Source organism: Streptomyces omiyaensis (genome assembly GCF_014650895.1).
Classification (GTDB): domain Bacteria; phylum Actinomycetota; class Actinomycetes; order Streptomycetales; family Streptomycetaceae; genus Streptomyces; species Streptomyces omiyaensis.
Genome location: NZ_BMVV01000009.1, coordinates 247,902 through 264,669, shown reverse-complemented (window position 1 = coordinate 264,669; position 16,768 = coordinate 247,902). Strand labels below are relative to the sequence as shown.

At 75.2% G+C, this 16,768-nt stretch carries 17 protein-coding genes and 1 riboswitch; of the genes, 7 read left to right on the top strand and 10 right to left on the bottom strand.

What is annotated here, in order from left to right; genetic code table 11:
- Positions 1-73: 73 nt before the first annotated feature.
- The 4 genes from IE287_RS17955 to IE287_RS17940 all read right to left on the bottom strand — a co-directional run bounded on the left by IE287_RS17955 (position 74) and on the right by IE287_RS17940 (position 5,152).
- The gene (locus IE287_RS17955; protein ID WP_189850055.1) at positions 74-1,813 is read right to left on the bottom strand and encodes a lysyl oxidase family protein; all 1,740 of its coding nucleotides are present in this window, start codon (positions 1,811-1,813) and stop codon (positions 74-76) included.
- A gap of 373 nt (positions 1,814-2,186) precedes the next feature.
- A complete protein-coding gene (locus IE287_RS17950) occupies positions 2,187-2,879 on the bottom strand; it encodes a maleylpyruvate isomerase N-terminal domain-containing protein (RefSeq protein ID WP_229883551.1) in 693 nt (230 codons plus the stop codon).
- A 164-nt stretch (positions 2,880-3,043) separates the two neighbouring features.
- Positions 3,044-3,838: a hypothetical protein gene (locus IE287_RS39110; protein ID WP_189850054.1), complete on the bottom strand. Its 795-nt coding sequence runs from the start codon at positions 3,836-3,838 to the stop codon at positions 3,044-3,046.
- Positions 3,839-4,063: 225 nt separating this feature from the next.
- Positions 4,064-5,152, bottom strand: a complete 1,089-nt coding sequence (locus tag IE287_RS17940) for a Gfo/Idh/MocA family protein (protein WP_189850053.1) — start codon at positions 5,150-5,152, stop codon at positions 4,064-4,066.
- A 171-nt stretch (positions 5,153-5,323) separates the two neighbouring features.
- Here IE287_RS17940 and IE287_RS17935 point away from each other — a divergent pair, with 171 nt between their 5' ends.
- From IE287_RS17935 to IE287_RS17915, 5 genes are all read left to right on the top strand, one after another.
- Entirely contained in the window at positions 5,324-5,929 is a 606-nt protein-coding gene (locus IE287_RS17935) for a TetR/AcrR family transcriptional regulator (protein WP_189850052.1), read from the top strand.
- A 208-nt stretch (positions 5,930-6,137) separates the two neighbouring features.
- Positions 6,138-6,800: a deoxynucleoside kinase gene (locus IE287_RS17930; RefSeq protein ID WP_189850051.1), complete on the top strand. Its 663-nt coding sequence runs from the start codon at positions 6,138-6,140 to the stop codon at positions 6,798-6,800.
- A gap of 87 nt (positions 6,801-6,887) precedes the next feature.
- A riboswitch (cobalamin riboswitch) is annotated at positions 6,888-7,064 on the top strand.
- A gap of 82 nt (positions 7,065-7,146) precedes the next feature.
- The gene (locus IE287_RS17925) at positions 7,147-8,196 is read left to right on the top strand and encodes an ABC transporter substrate-binding protein (RefSeq protein WP_189850050.1); all 1,050 of its coding nucleotides are present in this window, start codon (positions 7,147-7,149) and stop codon (positions 8,194-8,196) included.
- Positions 8,197-8,273: 77 nt separating this feature from the next.
- The gene (locus tag IE287_RS17920) at positions 8,274-9,272 is read left to right on the top strand and encodes a FecCD family ABC transporter permease (RefSeq protein WP_229883561.1); all 999 of its coding nucleotides are present in this window, start codon (positions 8,274-8,276) and stop codon (positions 9,270-9,272) included.
- Positions 9,269-10,081 carry an ABC transporter ATP-binding protein gene (locus IE287_RS17915; RefSeq protein WP_189850048.1) on the top strand — a complete coding sequence of 271 codons (813 nt, stop codon included), beginning with the start codon at positions 9,269-9,271 and terminating at the stop codon, positions 10,079-10,081. Before IE287_RS17920 ends, IE287_RS17915 begins: the two co-directional genes overlap by 4 nt.
- 28 nt (positions 10,082-10,109) lie before the next feature.
- On the opposite strand, the gene IE287_RS17910 is transcribed toward IE287_RS17915, so the two are convergent.
- From IE287_RS17910 to IE287_RS17885, 6 genes are all read right to left on the bottom strand, one after another.
- Entirely contained in the window at positions 10,110-10,511 is a 402-nt protein-coding gene (locus IE287_RS17910; RefSeq protein WP_268254989.1) for an MFS transporter, read from the bottom strand.
- Between the two features lie 138 nt (positions 10,512-10,649).
- Positions 10,650-10,805: a hydrophobic protein gene (locus IE287_RS17905; RefSeq protein WP_189850047.1), complete on the bottom strand. Its 156-nt coding sequence runs from the start codon at positions 10,803-10,805 to the stop codon at positions 10,650-10,652.
- A gap of 116 nt (positions 10,806-10,921) precedes the next feature.
- Positions 10,922-11,980 carry an iron-containing redox enzyme family protein gene (locus IE287_RS17900; RefSeq protein WP_189850046.1) on the bottom strand — a complete coding sequence of 353 codons (1,059 nt, stop codon included), beginning with the start codon at positions 11,978-11,980 and terminating at the stop codon, positions 10,922-10,924.
- Positions 11,977-12,330, bottom strand: a complete 354-nt coding sequence (locus IE287_RS39450) for a CDGSH iron-sulfur domain-containing protein (RefSeq protein ID WP_189850045.1) — start codon at positions 12,328-12,330, stop codon at positions 11,977-11,979. Before IE287_RS39450 ends, IE287_RS17900 begins: the two co-directional genes overlap by 4 nt.
- A 139-nt stretch (positions 12,331-12,469) precedes the next feature.
- Positions 12,470-13,588, bottom strand: coding sequence for a carboxylate-amine ligase (locus tag IE287_RS17890; RefSeq protein ID WP_189850044.1), 1,119 nt, complete (start codon positions 13,586-13,588; stop codon positions 12,470-12,472).
- An 87-nt stretch (positions 13,589-13,675) separates the two neighbouring features.
- Complete coding sequence (locus IE287_RS17885) at positions 13,676-14,092, bottom strand: STAS domain-containing protein (RefSeq protein ID WP_189850043.1); 417 nt, start codon at positions 14,090-14,092, stop codon at positions 13,676-13,678.
- 173 nt (positions 14,093-14,265) lie between these two features.
- Here IE287_RS17885 and IE287_RS17880 point away from each other — a divergent pair, with 173 nt between their 5' ends.
- Complete coding sequence (locus IE287_RS17880) at positions 14,266-14,574, top strand: MarR family transcriptional regulator (protein WP_189850042.1); 309 nt, start codon at positions 14,266-14,268, stop codon at positions 14,572-14,574.
- Between the two features lie 653 nt (positions 14,575-15,227).
- Positions 15,228-16,706, top strand: coding sequence for a sugar transferase (locus tag IE287_RS17875; RefSeq protein WP_189850041.1), 1,479 nt, complete (start codon positions 15,228-15,230; stop codon positions 16,704-16,706).
- Positions 16,707-16,768: the final 62 nt, after the last annotated feature.

Below are 16,768 nucleotides of genomic sequence, written 5' to 3'. Positions count from 1 at the left end.
CCCGGCCCTCCGCGGGTGCGGAGGGCCGGGCGCGGCGGGGACGCGGGGGCCGGTGCGGGGCCCACGCGCGGGGTCAGTTCGCGTTCACCAGGTCGTGCGCGGGAACGGTGACGGTGCGCCGGCCGGGGGTGCCGCCGAGGACGACCTTGCGCAGGGCGCTGTTGTTGTTGAGGTCGGTCTCCTTGAGGCGCTTGGCCGGGTTGGCGAGCACCTGGATGTAGTACGTGCCGTTGGGCAGGTCCGTGATGTCGAAGGACTGGCCCGGCAGGTCCTGGGTGTAGGTGTCGCCGGAGCCGACGTCCAGCACCTCGCGGACGGAGATGGAGTTCTCCTGGCCGCAGGCGGTGGACAGGTCGGTGTTGAACGGGTGCCAGTTGGCGTTCTTCACCGTGTAGTCGACGGCGTCGGTGTTGGCCAGGCAGAAGGCCTCCTTGCCGCTGCGGACGGCTTCCTTCCTGTCGGCCTTCAGGAGGCGGTAGCTGGCGAAGTCGGTGAAGTGCCAGTGCACGTGGCCGGGGCGCGGGTCCCACTCCATGGTGCCGGTCGGGGTGTAGCCGACCTGCTTGCCCTTGGCGTCGTAGAAGTACTGGTAGGCGTCCATCTTGGCCTTGCCGGGCGAGCGGAAGCCGTCCACGACGAGCTGGGCCGGGCCGGCGTTCCAGACGTTGGCGCTGAAGGCCAGGTAGTCCTTGCCGGGGACGTTCTGGCCGCCGCCGTCGCTGATGGTGATGCCGTAGGCCGGCAGCGAGCGCAGGTCGGGCTTGGGGACGTCCGGGACGGAGGGGGCGCCGGTGGGCCGCGCGGAGCGCGGGGTGAGGGCGGGCGCCTGGCGCGAGCCGTCGGTCTGCCCGGTGCCGTCCCCGGCGGCCTGCGCGCCGGCGCGGCCGGTCTGCTGCACCTTCAGCGCCCACGGGAGGGCGGGGGGCGCGGCCTTGAGGGGTCCGTGGCCCACGTTGTACGAGGGGCCGGCGCCGCTGGTCACGGGCGCCGCCGCCTGGGCGGGCGTCGGGGCGTGCCCCGCTCCGTGGCCGGCGTGCGCGGCGGGGGTCTGGTGTCCCGCTCCGTGTCCGGCGTGTTCGGAGGCGGCGGCCGCGCGGCCGTTCTCCCAGCTGCGCTCCTCGATGGTGACCTTGACGGTCGCGGGCTTGTCGGCGATCCCGAAGAGGTCGCGGTACTTCTTGGCGACGCGCACCTTGGCGGTGTACGTGCCGGCCGCGAGCTTCACCGGCTCGGTGTAGGAACCGGCGTAGGTGTTGGCGGCCCAGCCCTTCTCGATGCCCCACACGGAGCCGAGGGTGAAGGGGTTGGTGGGGCAGCTCTCCGGGTACTTCGAGGTGGCCGGGGCGTCGGGCCGGACCCGTCCGCTGGCGTTGTTGGGGCAGAAGTTCTCCTTGCGGCTGGCGACCACCTTGCCCGTCTTGTCGGTGACGGTGACCTCGGCGAAGCCGGGGAGGCCGGAGAAGTCCTTCACGGTGCCCACGGGCAGCGTCCTGGTCGTGGTCCTGCCGCCCTCGAAGACGGTCTGGGCGATGGTCACCGGGTCCTTGTAGGACTTGCGGGTGACCTTCAGCTCCAGCGGCGTGCCCTCCGCCGTCAGGTAGGTGCCGAGGTCGAGGTAGACGCCCGGCTCCTCCTTCCAGGAGGTGAGCGTGACCGAGCCGGTCGCCGCGATGAGGCTCAGCTTCGGACCGGTCGCGGCCTTCGCCTGCTCCGGCGCCGCGGTCATGAAGCCGACCGTCACGGCCATGGCGGCGACGGCCGTGGTTCCCACGAGCAGCGGTCGCCGTGGCCGGTTGGTGCGCGTCGTCGTCATCGTTCCCTCGTCCTCCGGATGGTGTGTGCGGTGAGCGGCCGCGGCCGGCCGGGGCTGTCGCGCCCCGGGGCCCACGCGGCGTGGGGCACTCGCCGTGTCCCGCGCTGTGAGAGGGGGCGGGGGGACGTCCGGTTGTCCGGAGGGACCGGATCGTCACGATGTTGGCCGGAAGACGCCGTTGTGGCGCAAGAGCGCGTGCTGCCTCCGGGGTTCGTCCCCGGTTCCCGCGCGGCTCCCCCGCCGGCGGCCCCGTGCGGTGATGGGCCGCCGGTCGCGCCGGGGGCGGTGCCGGCCGGGAGGAGACCCGGGGCGGACGGCCGCGGAGCCTTCGGCGGGGCCGGCGGCGTCCGGGCCGCCCGGCGGGTCGCGGGTGTCAGCCCAGGGCGAGCCACCGGACGCCGAGGCGCTCCACCCGGGCGGCCTCCGTCGCGTCGAGGGGCTCCCGGCCGGTGGCCTTGCGCAGGAAGCGGGGCCGGCTCCAGCCGAGGCCCTCGACCGCCGCCTCGTGGTCCGCCCCGAGCAGCAGCTCCGTCACGGCGTCCCCGGCCCGCGCGGTCAGCCAGGGCTCGCGGCCGAGGGCGTCGGCGACGTCGAGGCCGTGGACGGCGACCTCCACGACGCGGGTGAGGAGGAAGTCCGACAGGAGCATCGCGTCGCCGTGGCGCGTCCGCACGGTCCGGCCGGCCGGTTCGGCCCGGCACAGCCGGTCGGCCCGCCGCCAGGTGGCGGCGAACTCCCCGGCGGAGGCGGCGCCGTCGGCCGTGCGGGCCGCCCGCTCCCGGGCCAGGGCGATCCGCGTGCCGTTGGCCGGCGGGGAGAACCGCTCGTCCGGGCGGTAGTACTCCGCGGCGGAGATCTCCGCGCGCCGCGGAGCCGGGGCGTCCAGCATGCCCGGCAGCCAGTCGATCACCACGCCGACGTGCCCGAGCAGCTCGCGCACCGACCAGGGGGCACAGCGCGTCGGCAGCTTCCACTCGGCCGCGGACAGTCCCGACACGGCGGCGTCGAGCGCCTCGCACTCCTGGCGGAACGCTTCGAGCACCCGGTCGTCCTTCTGGTCCGGCACGGCACGGCTCCTGTTCCTCCGGGCCGTGCCGGATCCACCCCGCACGGCCGCCCCGTCCGACGGCGGTCGCCGTCTCCGCCGATACACGCGCCGCGCCGTCCTTCGGTTGCACGGCCCGGCAGGGTGCCCCGCCCCGCCGCCGGCGGGCGGGGCGGGCGGGGCCGTCAGACGAGGTTGCCGAGGATGCTCAGCGCCGCCACGAGCAGCAGCCCGCCGTGGAAGCTCGCCGCGGCGACCAGGGAGGTGCTGTGGTAGCTGCGCAGCAGCCACAGCGCCCAGCCGAAGGAGCTCATCAGGCAGACGAGCGCGAGCGGCCCGAGCACCAGTCCCACCGGGCCGAACCCGAGGAGCGCGAGGAGCAGCGACAGGACGGCGACGGTCGGGAAGCCGAGCAGCCAGATCCACCAGGGGTGCCGGGCGAGCGCGGGCGGCAGCGGCCCGCGCGCCGCCGGGGGCAGCAGGTACGCGGCCGAAGCCCCCTGCGGCGGCACGGGACCGTACGGATCCCCGCCGTACGGGGCGAGGGGCGGCGCGGGAGGCACGGGCGGCCGGGCCCCTGACGGACCGCCGGCGGACACCGACGGCGGAGCGTCCGGCGGACCGGTGGGCGCCGGGCCGGCCGGAGCGGTGGCGGGTGGCGCCGGCGGCGTGGCGGCCGTGGGGCCGGCGGGAGCCTCCGGCCGCCGGGCCTCCGCGACGGCTTCGTCGAGGAAGGAGGCGAAGGTGGCGTCCCGCGCGATCTCGTCGGCCAGGACGGACACGGCGATGGCGAACGCGCCCCCGCCCGGCTCCGCCCCGAGCCGCGCCAGTGCCGCCGTCCCCAGGTCGGTGGTCCGCAGGCGGTCCTCCACCAGCAGGCGCACCCTCGCCCGCCTCCGCAGGGCCCGCGGGTCCGCGTCCGCGTCCTCGGCGGCGAGCAGCAACCGTAAAGCGCCCGCCGCCCGTTCGGCGTCTCCCATGACGACCTCCTCGCTCCGCTGTCCCGTTCCCACACGATCGAGCCGTTCTCCCGGCGGGCCCGGCGCGCGGGCGCGCGGCGGTGAGCACGCGGGGGACCCCATCGAACACGAGGACCGGCGGATGCTGAACCCCCTTCGGGGGACGAGCGTCCCGCGGATCGCCGCGGGCCTCCGGATCCCGCTCGCCGAGGGCGGGGACGGGGCGCCGCGGACGGCGTCCGCCCGTCACTTCAGGCGCTGGCGCGTGCCGGTGGTCGCGGCCTCCCGGACGGCGTCGAGGAGGCGGTGGGTGGCGGTGGCGGTGGCGAAGTCCGGGGTGAGCCGGCCGCCGGTGCGGATGGCGCGGGCCAGGTCCGCGTACACCTCGGCGACGTTGGCGACGGCGGGCGGCGCGTCCGGGAGGACACGGCGGTCGGGGACCGGCAGCCGGACCGGGACGCCCGTGCCGTCGGAGCCGTACAGGGTGAACTCGGGTCCCACCAGGGAGTCGTCCGAGGCGGACAGGACCAGGCGGCCGGCCCGGCCGTGCACCTCGATGCGGAAGCCGTCGCCCGCCGGGCCTCCGGTCATGAAGTGCGCCGACGCGGCCGCGCCGGACTCCAGGAGGCCGCCGACCACGATCTGGTCGGGCGAGGTCACCTCGATCCGTTCGCCGGTCTCCTCGACGGTGACGGCGGTGATGCGGGTGGCCAGCGTCGCCGACAGTTCGGTGAAGTCGCCCACGGCGGAGCGGAACATGTCGAGGGAGTGGCCGGCGACGACGGCGAGGTGGTTGACGCCCTTGGTGGCGTCGAACAGGGCCGCGTACCGCCGCGACCAGACCTCGGGGGCGGAGAGGGAGTAGGTGAGCGTGGCGGACAGCACCTCGCCGACCCGTCCGTCCGCCACCAGGCGCCGCAGCTGCCGGACCGCCGGGTGGTGGCGGCTCTGGAGGCCGACGGCGTGGCGCACCCCGGCCGCTTCCGCGCGCGCCCGGAAGACCTCCGCGGGCGCGGCGCCCAGGGCGAGCGGCCACTCGCAGTAGACGTGCTTGCCGGCCGCGACGGCCGCGTCGACGAGGCCGTCGCGGCCGGTCAGCTGGACGGCTATGACGACGAGGTCGACGTCCGGGTGGGCCATCAGCGCGTGCGGGTCGTCGAACGCGTGCGCCGCGCCCCACACCTGTGCCGCGGCCCGGGCCGAGGCCTCGCCGGTGCCGGCGACGGCGGTGATCTCGTAGTCGGGCAGCGCGGAGAGCGCGGGCAGGTGCACCGCGCGCGCCCAGCCACGCGTGGCGTGCGCTCCGACGACGCCGACCTTGACGGTGTCTCCCATGGGTCTTCTTCCCTCTCCTCGTCCGCCGCTCGACGCCCCTCCCCCTGGCGTGCGTCGGGCGATGGACCCCGGCACGGCCGGAAAGACACGGCACGTGTCGTGTCACGAATTCTGCGGGCGGTGGCCTCGCACTGTCAACACGACACGTGCCGTTTCCTGTAAGGTCGCGCCATGAACCCGACACCCAACCCCCAGCGGCGCAGCGAGAAGAGCCACCGGGCGATCCTGGACGCCGCCATGGAGCTGTGCGTGGAACACGGGTACGGGAACGTCACCGTCGAAGCCATCGCCGCGCGCGCGGGCGTGAGCAAGAAGACGATCTACCGGTGGTGGCCGACCAAGGGCGCGGTCGTCCTGGAGGCCTTCGTCGAACTGGCCGGGACCGCCACCCGGTTCCCGGACACCGGCGACGTCGTCGCCGACCTGCGCACGCAGATGACCGCCGTCCTCGCCAACATCCTGTCGGGTCCCCGCGCCTCCGTGTACGCCGGCATCATCGCCGAGACGCAGCACGACCCGGCCCTCGCCCGCGAGCTGCGCGCCCAGCTCCTCGACCCGCGCGTCGCCGCCGCCCGCGACCGCCTGCGCCTCGCCCGCGACCACGGGCAGCTCGCCCCGGACGCGGACGTGGAGATGGTCGTCGACCTGCTCTACGGACCGCTGTACTACCGGCTCCTGCTCCACCTCGGCCCCTATCCCCCCGCGCGCCTGCGCGCCCACGTCGCGCACGTGCTGGGCTCCTTCGCCCCCGCTCCCCCGGCCTCCGCCGCCCCCTGAGCGCGGAGCCGGAGCGGGGGACGGGACCGGGCGGATCGTCCTTTAAAATTCAGGGCGGCCGCGGGCCGCGGAGCGCCGCCGACGGCGGCGGGCATCATGACGTGGATCACGAGAATCCGGGGAATCGCGTGACCACCGGCGTGCGTCCCCGTGGTGCGGGAAGCCCAGCCCCCGTCCACGGACAGAAGACCCCAGGGAGAAGTGAGGTATGCCGGTGATCTGCGTCGGAGGCATGATCGGGATCGGCAAGACGAGCGTGGCCGAGCTGCTGGCGAAGGAGCTGGGCAGCGACGTCTTCTACGAGAGCGTGGACGACAACCCGATCCTGCCGCTCTTCTACTCGGCGAGCCCCGAGGAGATCCAGGCCAAGCGCTACCCCTTCCTCCTCCAGCTGTACTTCCTGCAGACCCGGTTCGCCTCGATCAAGGAGGCGTACAAGGGGGACGACAGCGTCCTCGACCGGTCCATCTACGAGGACTGGTACTTCGCCAAGGTCAACCACGACCTCGGCCGGATCACCTCCCTCGAGATGCGGGTGTACGAGGGGCTGCTCGACGAGATGATGCGCGAGATCGAGGGCCTGCCCTACCGCAAGGCGCCCGACCTCATGGTCTACCTCAAGGCGGACTTCGAGACGGTGCTGCACCGCATCGGCCTGCGGGGGCGCGACTTCGAGCAGGACGAGGGCCTCGTCGAGTACTACCGGACGCTCTGGTCGGGGTACGACGACTGGGTGCACAAGCACTACTCGGTCAGCGAGGTCCTCGTCGTCGACATGAACGAGACGGACGTCGTGCACAACCCCGAGGACGCGGCGCGCGTCGCCCGGCAGGTGAAGGACGCCCTGGCGGCCGTCCGCCGCCGGGGCTGAGCCCCGGGCGCCCGGACCCGCCGGACGCGGGCCGGGACGCCGGGAGAGCACGGCGGGGGCAAGATCCTCTTGTGATAGCTTGCCCGGGCCAGTCGCACCTCTGTACGTATCGCAGGCGCGGTACGTGCACGGGTCGGGGAATCCGGTGGGAATCCGGAGCTGACGCGCAGCGGTGAGGGTGACGGGCGGGACATCGGCCACTGGACCAGGAGGGTCCGGGAAGGCGTTCCGTCCGGACGACCCCGAGTCCGAAGACCTGCTGGCGGCCCCGGGGGCGCGGACCGCCGTCCGGGGAGCACCGTACGACAGGCTCCGCGCATGAGCCGTGACGCAGAGGACTCCTCACGTGCCCCTCCCCCCTTCCGTCCGTCCCGCCGCGCTGCTCGTGGCCGGCGCCGTACTCGTGGCCGGCTGCGGCGCCGGAGGTCCGGCGGCCCCGGCCGGGGAGGAGGGGGCGGGCCCCGCTCCGGCCCCCGTCGCCGTCGCCGTCGACAACTGCGGGCAGCGGGTCGAGGTCGACCGCCCGCCGCGCCGCGCCGTCGCGCTCGACCAGGGGTCGGCGGAGATCCTGCTCTCGCTCGGCCTCGCCGACCGCATGGCGGGCACCGCCACCTGGACGGACCCCGTCCTCAAGGGTCTGGAGAAGGCGAACGCAGCGGTGCCGCGGCTGGCCGACCGCTACCCGTCCTTCGAGAAGGTCCTCGACGCCGAGCCCGACTTCGTCAGCGCCTCCTTCCTTCACACGCTGGGCGAGGGCGGCGTGGCGCCCCGGGAACGGTTCACGAAGCTGGGCGTGCCCACCTACGTCTCCCCCGCCGACTGCGTCGGCAAGGACAACGGCGGCGACGGCGACGGGGTGCGGACCGCGCCCCTCACCATGGACGCCGTGTACGGCGAAGTCCGCGACCTGGCCCGGATCTTCGGCGTCCCGGAACGCGGCGAGAAGCTCGTCGGCGAGCTCCGCGCCCGGGTGGACGCGGCCGCGGCCGGCGCCGGCTTCGGCGAGGCGTCCGTCCTCTACTGGTTCTCCGACGCGCAGGGGCCGTACATGGCCGGATGCTGCGGCGCGCCCGGGATCGTCAGCGGCGCGCTCGGGGTGCGTAACGTCTTCGCCGACACCCGGGAGGAGTGGCCGCAGATCAACTGGGAGACCGTCGTCGACCGCGACCCCGACGTGCTGGTGATCGCCGACCTGACCCGCAGGGCGCAGTCGGCCGAGAGCGCCGCGACGAAGGTCGGGTTCCTGGAGTCGCACCCGGTGACCCGGAACATGACGGCCGTGCGGAAGAAGCGGTACGTGGTCCTCAGCGGACAGGCGATGAACCCGACGATCCGCACCGTCGAGGGCATCGAGAAGGTGGCCGCCGCGCTGCGGACGTACGGGTTCGCGAAGTGACGGGCCCCGGCCCGGCGACGGCCGGCCGGTCCGGACGGGAGAAGGACGGGAGCGTCCGTTCCCCCCGGAGCCGTCCGCTGGTCGCCGGGGTGGCCGGGGTGCTGCTCCTGGGCGTCTCCGTCGCCCTCGCGGTGACCCTCGGCCCGGCCGACATCCGCGTCGCGGACACCTGGTCGGTGGTCGTGTCCCGGCTCGGGGGCGGTCCGTCCGGCCTGAGCCCGATCCGGGACGGCATCGTCTGGGAACTGCGGCTGCCGCGCACGCTCCTCGCGGCCGTGTGCGGGGCCGGACTCGCGGTCTGCGGAGTGGTGATGCAGTCCCTGCTGCGCAATCCGCTCGCCGACCCGTTCGTCCTCGGCGTGTCGTCCGGCGCGTCGACCGGGGCGGTGGCGGTCGTCGTGCTCGGCGTGGGCGGGGGCGCGGTCTCCGTCGCCGGGGGCGCCTTCCTGGGGGCGCTCGCCTCCTTCGCGCTGGTCCTGCTCCTCAGCCACACGCTGGGCGGGACGACGGACCGCGTCGTCCTGGCCGGGGTGGCGGCGATGCAGCTCTTCTCCGCGCTGACGTCGTTCGTGGTGATGACCGCCGCCGACGCCGAGACCACCCGGGGCGTGCTGTTCTGGCTGCTCGGCTCGCTGACCGGCGCCGACTGGACCGACGTCGGCGTGTGCGGGGCGGTGCTCGTCGCGGCGCTGCTGGTCTGCGGCGGACACGCCCGCACGCTCGACGCCTTCGCGTTCGGCGAGGAGACGGCGGCGACGCTCGGCGTGCCGGTGGCCCGGACCCGGCTGGCCCTCCTGACGGTCACGGCGCTGCTGACCGCCGTCCTGGTGGCCGCCGCGGGCGCGATCGGCTTCGTCGGCCTGGTCCTGCCGCACGCGCTCCGCGCCCTCGCCGGACCGGGGCACGCCCGGCTGCTGCCGCTGGCCGCACCGGCCGGGGCGGTCTTCCTGGTCTGGGCGGACACCCTCGCCCGTACGGTCCTCGACCCCCAGGAGGTGCCGGTCGGCGTGGTGACCTCGCTCGTGGGCGTCCCCGCGTTCGTACTCGTCCTCCACCGCACCAGGAGCGCGCGATGACCGACGCCCCCTCACCCGCCCCCGGCCGTACGGGACTGCGCGCCGAGCGCGTCTCGCGGACCGCCGGCGGGGCGCTCGTCCTGGACGGCGTGACCCTGGCACCGCGTCCCGGCGCGCTCACCGGGCTGCTGGGCCCGAACGGCTCGGGCAAGTCCACGCTGCTGCGCCTGCTGGCGGGGGTCCTGGCCCCGGAGACCGGGGTGGTGACGCTGGACGGCGATCCCCTGCGCGGCCTCCCCCGGCGCGAACTGGCCCGGCGGGTCGCCGTCGTCGGGCAGCACGCCGACACCCAGGTCGGCCTCACGGTCGCCGACGCCGTGCGTCTCGGGCGGCTGCCGTACCGGCGGGCCTGGTCCCCGCCGACGGCCGCCGACGAGGAGGCCGTGCGCTCCGCGCTCGCCCGCACCGGTCTCTCCGGTCTGGCCCACCGCACCTGGCACACGCTCTCCGGCGGCGAGCGGCAGCGCGTGCAGCTCGCCCGCGCCCTCGCCCAGGAACCCCGCGAGCTGCTGCTCGACGAGCCGACGAACCACCTCGACGTCCGGCACCAGCTCGATCTCCTGGCCCTGGTCTCGGGCCTGCGCCTGACCTGCGTCATGGCGCTGCACGACCTCAACCTCGCGGCCCTGTACTGCGACCACCTGGTGGTCCTGCGCGAGGGGCGCGTCGCGGCCGCAGGACCGGTGGCGGAGGTGCTCACCGAGCGGCTGGTGGCCGACGTCTACGGGGTCCGCGCCGCGGTCACCCACCCGGCGCCGGACGGCCGTCCCCACGTCCGCTACCTCGGCGCGCCCGCCGGACGCGGCTGAACGGGCCGCGCCCGGCGGACGGGCGTGTTCAGGCGCGGGCCGCGTCCGGTTCCCCGGCAGCTTCCGGGGCGGCCCGCGCGTACCGGGGACGGGTGCGGGCGCCCCAGCGTTCGAGGGCGGGGCCGGTGGCGCCGAGGGCGGCGGCGAGCTGGTCGACGGTGGCGACGAGCGTGAGGCCGGCCCCGTCGTCGACGAGGACGAGGGCGGACATCGCCACGGCCTGGACGGCGAGGGCGAGCATCATGACCGTGCGCGGACCGCACCGGTCGGCCAGGCGGCCGCCCGGCGCGCCCGCGAGGAGGCCGATCAGGCCGGCGACGGTGAGGGCGGCGCCGACCTGCGCCGCCGGAAGGCCCACGACCAGGGTGAAGTAGAGCGCCGACGCCGTGTTGAAGAGGCCGTTGCCGACCCGGTTCACGAAGCCGGCCAGGATCAGTACGCGCTCCGCTCCGCTGCCGGCCGGTTCCTTCGCGCGGCCTGCCGGTCTCTCTCCCCCCGATCGTGCCCGCAGGCTAACAGCGGTCGCGCACCTGCCGGGAAGTGCGGCGCGCAGGGGCGGGGAGCCCGCTCACCAGCGGTACCAGCGGCCGTTCCCGCTGCGCATGAAGAAGCCGAGCAGCCACAGCACCAGCACGGCGATGGCCACCCACCAGAGCACGTCGAGCGCGAAACCCGCACCGAACAGCACCAGGATCAGGAGGAGTACGAGAAGAAGGGGAACCATGACGGCACCTCCGCTGTCCGCGGCCCGGCCGGCCGGTGACCGGCACGGGGATTCGATACCAGCGCGTGTGCCCCCGTCCCGGCCGGACATGCGGGCCGCGCGCGGTCCGCCCGGCCTCACGGGCCCTCCCGTGCCGGGGGCCCCGGCCGCTCGCCGTCGGGGCGGGCCGGCAGCGGGCCGCGCAGGGCGCTCTCGCCGCGGCTCCAGGCGTCCAGGACGTGGTCGCCGAAGCGGTCGTCCAGGAGGAGGGTCGCCGCGATGCCGAAGGCGACGGCCGGTGCGTGCGCGGGCTCGTCGTCCAGGAACCCGCCCACGACGTCGCGGCGCACCAGCTGTTCGTGGACCGCGTCGGCCTCGACGTGTTCGTCGAAGTACCGCTCCGCGGCGGGTCCGGCACCGGTCCGGCGCATCGCGACGGCGATGCGGGAGGCGGCGGGCGGCGAGGTGGTCTCCAGGACGGCGAAGTGGCCGACGAGCGCCCCGCGCAGCCTCCGGTGGAGTCCGAACAGCGACATCAGGTTCGAGGCCGCCAGCGTCTCCGCGCCGACCAGGTCCACGAACCGTCCGTACGAGGGGTCGAGCCCCAGATCGGTCATGAGGTCGGCGTACAGGCGGGAGTGCATCCTCTCCTCGCGCCCGCCGCCGTACTCGTCGTACTCGACGGCCGCCATGGCGGCCTTGGCGCGGCCGCGCAGCCGGGGGACGACCCAGAGGTGCGGATCGGCCTCGCGCAGCTGCTGCACGGAGCGCAGGGCCGCGTACTCGCGCAGGTGCCACGGCGTGCCGGAGGACACCAGGAAGCGGGAGACGCCGGTGCCGCCGGGCGGTTCCGCGAGCAGGGCGGCCAGCGCCTCGCCCGCGTCGGGCGCCGTGCGGCAGTCGTGGCGCAGCGCGCTCTCGAAGCGGTGCTCCAGGAGGGCCCGGATCCCGAGGACGCCGGGGTCCCATTCCAGGGTGTCGGGGACGCCCGCGAAGCCCCGGTAGTGGAGTTCGTAGCAGAGGTGGAGGGCCAGCTGGAGGTCCTCCCCGTACGGGGCGGCGCGGGCGATCCGACCCGCGCCGGGGAGGAGGGCGGAGCCGCCGCCGAGGAGCCGGGCCCGCAGCGCGTGGGACACCTCGCCGCGGGCCTCGGGCAGCCGGGGCGGGGCCTCGACGGCCGTCCGCGCGGGCGTCATGGCTGCTGCGCCTCCTTGCGCGGGCCACCGGGGCGGCGCGGTCTGCGCGGGCGGTGGCTGGTGTCGCAGAACGGCTGCCGCAGGCTGCGCCGGCACGTGCAGAGCGCCATCACCGGCCGGTCGCAGCGGATCACGGTGCCGTCCGGCATGACGATCTCGGCGGGCCCCTCGACCAGCACCGGTCCCTCGGGGAGCGGCCTGATCCGGGGCGGTCCGCCCCTGCCGTACGGCCTCTCCGCGCCGTCCGGCCCGTCGGCGCCGTACGGTCTCCGCGCGTCGTGCGGCTTCTCCTCGGCGCCCGGCCGGACGGCGGCGTCCGGCTTCTCGTTCTCGTGCGGGTAGGCGGGCATGGCGTACCACCCTTCTCGTCCGGAAGCCGGACGGCGCGGTCATCGCGCGACTGCCCGCGCCCGCCGTTCCGAACCGCTTCCGGCGGGCGCGGGTCACGAACGGCTCGCCGGAGCGGCCGGGACCGCGGTGCCCCCGGGGTCAGCCCGCCACCGTCGCCGCGGCCAGCGCGTCGACCACGGCGCCGAACCGGCCGTACCGGCGGAGGACGGCCCGCTGGCGCGCGGCGCCGCCGCCCTCGGCGCGGACGTGCCGCCACCGCTCGCACGCCCAGTCGGTGTCGCCGGCGGCGTCGAGACCGGGCCGGGCGAGGGCGAGGAGGTCGTCCAGGAGCGCGGGGGCGGGGCGCTCCCGGCCGTCCAGCGGGTCGACGCCGGGGCCCGTGAGGCCCCGCGCGGCGGCGAGCCGGTGGGCGTGGAGCAGCCGGCGCGCGGGGACCCGGGGCGGGGGGACCGAGGCGTCGACGCGGGCGAGGAGGGTGGCGGCGAGCCCGCGGACCAGGACCGCGAGCAGCACCACGGTGTCGAGGTCGGCGTTGGTGTCGGCGACCCTGATCTCCAGGGTCGGCACGTGCTCGGAGGGACGGGCGTGCCAGTAGACCATGCGGTCGTCGAGGAGGGTCCCGTCGGCGACGAGCCGGGCGACGTGCGCGAGGTACTGGGGCTCGTCGAGGACCGGGGTGGGGCCGACGGTGGGCCAGCGCGCGTGCTCGACGGCCCGCCAGCTCTGGTAGCCGGTGTCGTGGCGGCCCGCGTAGGGCGAGTTCCCCGCCAGTGCCTGGAGCACGGGCAGCCAGGGCCGCATGTGCTGGGCGAGGGCGAGGGCCCGCGCGCGGTCGAGGGTGCCGACGTGGACGTGGCAGCCGCAGACGAGCCCGTCGTCGCGCGTGACGCCGTCCTCTCGGGTGACCAGCGGGGCGAAGTGGCGGGCCATCAGCCGGTAGCGCTCGGTGTCCGTCACCGTCAGCGGCTCCTCGGGCGGGAGCACGGGGGTGCCGCTGGCGACCGGCACGCAGTGGGCGGCCAGGGCGGCCGAGCCCACGGCGCCGCGCAGCCGGGAGAGTTGCGCGCGCAGGTCCTCGCGGTCGGTGGTGACGCGGGTGCAGGTCTCGATCTGGGCGTTGAAGAATTCGGCCTGGACCAGATCGCCGAGTTCTCGGCCCGCCCGCCGGATGACGTCGGGCGCGCGGTTCACCGGGGCGCGTGTCGTCCGGTCGACCAGGACGAACTCTTCCTCGACGCCCATCGTCAGGATCCTCATGGCGGGCTCCTCGCCTCGCCGCCGCTTCTACCCGCCGCGCGGGCGGTCATGCCGGGGGCCGCGGGGCGCCGGTGCGGGCCCGGGGCGTCACGGGGGGCCGTCGGCGGGGGCCGCGGGGCGGGGCGGGAAGGCAAAGAGGGCGCCGGTCCCGGTGACGTCGAGGAGGCGGGAGACCTGGTCGCTCGCCGCGCCGATCGTCAGGGGGGTGTGCCGGCCCAGCGCGAGCAGGCGCAGTCTCAGCAGCGTGTTGAGTCCCGTGGAGTCGCAGAAGGAGACCTCGGAGAGGTCGAGGAGGAGGCCGGCGCCGTCGTGGCACCCGGACAGGGCCGCCGTGAGGGCGGTCTCCAGTCCCTCGGCGGTGTCCAGGTCGATCTCGCCGCCGAGCCGGACGAGGATCGCGGCCCCGGTGCCGTCGGGTGCCGGTGCCGTCCGCGTCCACATCCGGGCGTCGTCCGCGTCGCGCCGGGGCGGGGCCGGCGGGGTGGACTCGGGGGACGCGGTCATCTCGCCTCCTGGACCGGGAGGGCGTGTACCCCGAGTGTCCGCCGGGGCGACATACACGTCAATATTTACGCGAAATACGCAACGGGTAAACGCTGGCCGAGCGGGAGGGAGGGAGACACGCGCCGTGAAGACCCGGACGCTCCGGGTGGACCTTCCTCACCAGTCACGCGCGCGTGCCGCTCACCCTCGCCCGCGACCCGGAAGTGCGGCTGCGGGACGTGGCCGAGCGCTGCGGCATCACCGAGCGCACCGTGCGGGCCATCGTCGCCGACCTGGAGGCCGGCGGGTACCTCACCCGCACGCGCGGCACCGACGGGCGGCGCAACCGCCACCGCATCGACATCTCGTCCCCCTTCCGCCACCCCGCGGATGCCGGCCACGAGATCGGCGGACCGCTCGCCCTGCTCGCCCCCGGGGCGGACACCGCCCCGTCCGGGGGCACGGAGCCGCCCGCCGCCGACGGCCCCGTCCGGGGGCGCTGACCTCCGCGCAGTGCGCGCCTCCCTCGCGCCCTCGCGCCCCTCCGCTTCCAGCCCCGATTTCCGGCCGTTCCGGCCGGGGGCGCGCGTCGGCGGGGCGCCCTTGACGCGCTCGGGGCGGGGTGCGCGGGGCACCGTCCCGCGCACCCCGACGACGCCCGTCCACCCCTCCTTCACCTGCGGGTGGGCCTCCGGCCGACCTCTGGAGCGGAGGGGACGCCAGGGGCGGATACGGACGGTTGGGGACCGGTGGAGACAGGCTCAAAGTTTGACCACAAATTACCCACATCCTCTCTCCAACTCCCGTTCCGATGCTCTAGATTGACCATGCTTCAGACGGCCCGGCCGGAGGCGACCACAGGTGGTCCCCCCGGTCCGGCGCTACGCAAAGCCAGTTTCGCGTCCCCGGCACGAGACCGCGGGGACGATCGGTTCGCGGGGACCCAGGGGGGTCCCCGGGTGTGGGGAGCACCCGGGGTTCTGCGAGGTTTCCGCGCGCGTTTCGATCGCCCGACGGGGCAGGTGCGCCTGCCGCCGTCGGGATGTGTGGTCCACGCAATGCCGAAAGTGCCGGGACGTCCGCGCCGGGGAAGGGGCGGGGGCCTCCCGAGGAGTGTCGGGCGAACACGTCGAACCACTGGGACCTGGGGGGTTCTGTGCGGCAAGGGGGACTAGTCAGCCCGTTTCCGTCGGCGCACGAGCGTCTGGCGGACGGGACGATCGACCGGCCTGCCACCGACTGGGAGCAGCGCTACCGCCGTACCGTCATCATCAGCGACACCGTGACCACCGCCCTCGTGGTGGGCACGATCGGCGAGTTCTTCGGCGTCCGCGACGCGGCGAACTGGCACGAGAAGTGGGGCATCCTGGCGTTCGGCACCCAGCTGCTGGTGCTGGGGACGCTCGCGGTGGGCCGCGCGTGGGCGCCGGCCGTGCTCGGCCAGGGCGCGGAGGAGTTCCGCCGGCTCGGACGCTCGCTGTTCGCGGCCACCGTCGTCCTGGCGCTCGGCGGCATCGCCCTGACCTCGCGGAACATCAAACTCTGGATCTTCGTCGCGATCCCCGCGATCGCGCTCGTCACCATGACCGCGCGGTACCTGCTGCGCCTGTGGCTGCACAAGCAGCGGAAGGAGGGCAGGTGTCTGCGACCGGTGCTGGCCGCCGGCAGCGCGGACACCGTGCGCGACCTGATCGACCGGACCCGGAAGTTCCCGCACCTCGGCTGGCGGGTGGACGCGGTGTGCACGACGGACGGCCTGGGGCCCGACGGCGACCACGTGGACGGCGTGCCGGTGGTCGGGCCGCTGGCGGACGTCTCCACGCACGTGCGGCGCGACGGCTACCGGGTCGTGGCGGTCACGCCGGACCCGCACTGGTCGCCCGACCGGCTGCGCCGGCTCGCCTGGAACCTGGAGGGCAGCGACGCCGAGATGGTCGTGGCACCGGTGCTGATGGAGGTGGCCGGACCGCGGCTGCACGTCGACGCGGTGCTCGGGATCCCGCTGCTGCGGGTCAGCATGCCGACCTTCAGCGGGGGTCCCCGGGCGGTCAAGGAGGTCGTCGACCGGCTGGGCGCGGCGGTGCTGCTGCTGCTCTTCGCCCCGCTGATGGCGCTGGTCGCGCTGCTCGTCGCGGTCGACAGCCGGGGCGGCGCCTTCTACCGCCAGCGCCGGGTCGGCAAGGACGGACGCGAGTTCACCATCCTCAAGTTCCGGACGATGGTCGCCGACGCCCACCGGGCGCGCGCCGGGCTGGAAGAGCTCAACGAGGGCGCCGGGCCCCTCTTCAAGCTTCGCCGGGACCCGCGGGTGACCCGGGTGGGAGCGGTGTTGCGCCGCTACTCGATCGACGAACTGCCGCAGCTCTTCAACGTGTTGACCGGATCGATGTCGCTGGTCGGTCCTCGGCCGCCGTTACCCGAGGAGTCCGCCGCGTACGGACCGGACATCCGGCGGCGGCTGCTGGTCAAGCCCGGCCTGACCGGTCTGTGGCAGATCAGCGGACGCAGCGACCTGCCGTGGGAGGAGGCGGTGCGGCTGGACCTGCGGTACGTGGAGGACTGGTCGCTCGCCCTGGACACGGTGATCTTGTGGAAGACGCTGCGCGCGGTGCTGCACGGACAGGGGGCCTACTGATGCGCGGGGAGCCGCGTCGTACGGCCGGCACGCGGACCGCAGGCCACGTCGGCCTGCCTGGG

Excerpts from the sequence above, each read along its gene's own strand:
- IE287_RS17955 (WP_189850055.1), bottom strand. The coding sequence starts at position 1,813 with ATGACGACGACGCGCACCAACCGGCCACGGCGACCGCTGCTCGTGGGA.
- IE287_RS39110 (WP_189850054.1), bottom strand. The coding sequence starts at position 3,838 with ATGGGAGACGCCGAACGGGCGGCGGGCGCTTTACGGTTGCTGCTCGCC.
- IE287_RS17940 (WP_189850053.1), bottom strand. The coding sequence starts at position 5,152 with ATGGGAGACACCGTCAAGGTCGGCGTCGTCGGAGCGCACGCCACGCGT.
- IE287_RS17935 (WP_189850052.1), top strand. The coding sequence starts at position 5,324 with ATGAACCCGACACCCAACCCCCAGCGGCGCAGCGAGAAGAGCCACCGG.
- IE287_RS17930 (WP_189850051.1), top strand. The coding sequence starts at position 6,138 with ATGCCGGTGATCTGCGTCGGAGGCATGATCGGGATCGGCAAGACGAGC.
- IE287_RS17915 (WP_189850048.1), top strand. The coding sequence starts at position 9,269 with ATGACCGACGCCCCCTCACCCGCCCCCGGCCGTACGGGACTGCGCGCC.
- IE287_RS17905 (WP_189850047.1), bottom strand. The coding sequence starts at position 10,805 with ATGGTTCCCCTTCTTCTCGTACTCCTCCTGATCCTGGTGCTGTTCGGT.
- IE287_RS17900 (WP_189850046.1), bottom strand. The coding sequence starts at position 11,980 with ATGACGCCCGCGCGGACGGCCGTCGAGGCCCCGCCCCGGCTGCCCGAG.
- IE287_RS39450 (WP_189850045.1), bottom strand. The coding sequence starts at position 12,330 with ATGCCCGCCTACCCGCACGAGAACGAGAAGCCGGACGCCGCCGTCCGG.
- IE287_RS17890 (WP_189850044.1), bottom strand. The coding sequence starts at position 13,588 with ATGAGGATCCTGACGATGGGCGTCGAGGAAGAGTTCGTCCTGGTCGAC.
- IE287_RS17885 (WP_189850043.1), bottom strand. The coding sequence starts at position 14,092 with ATGACCGCGTCCCCCGAGTCCACCCCGCCGGCCCCGCCCCGGCGCGAC.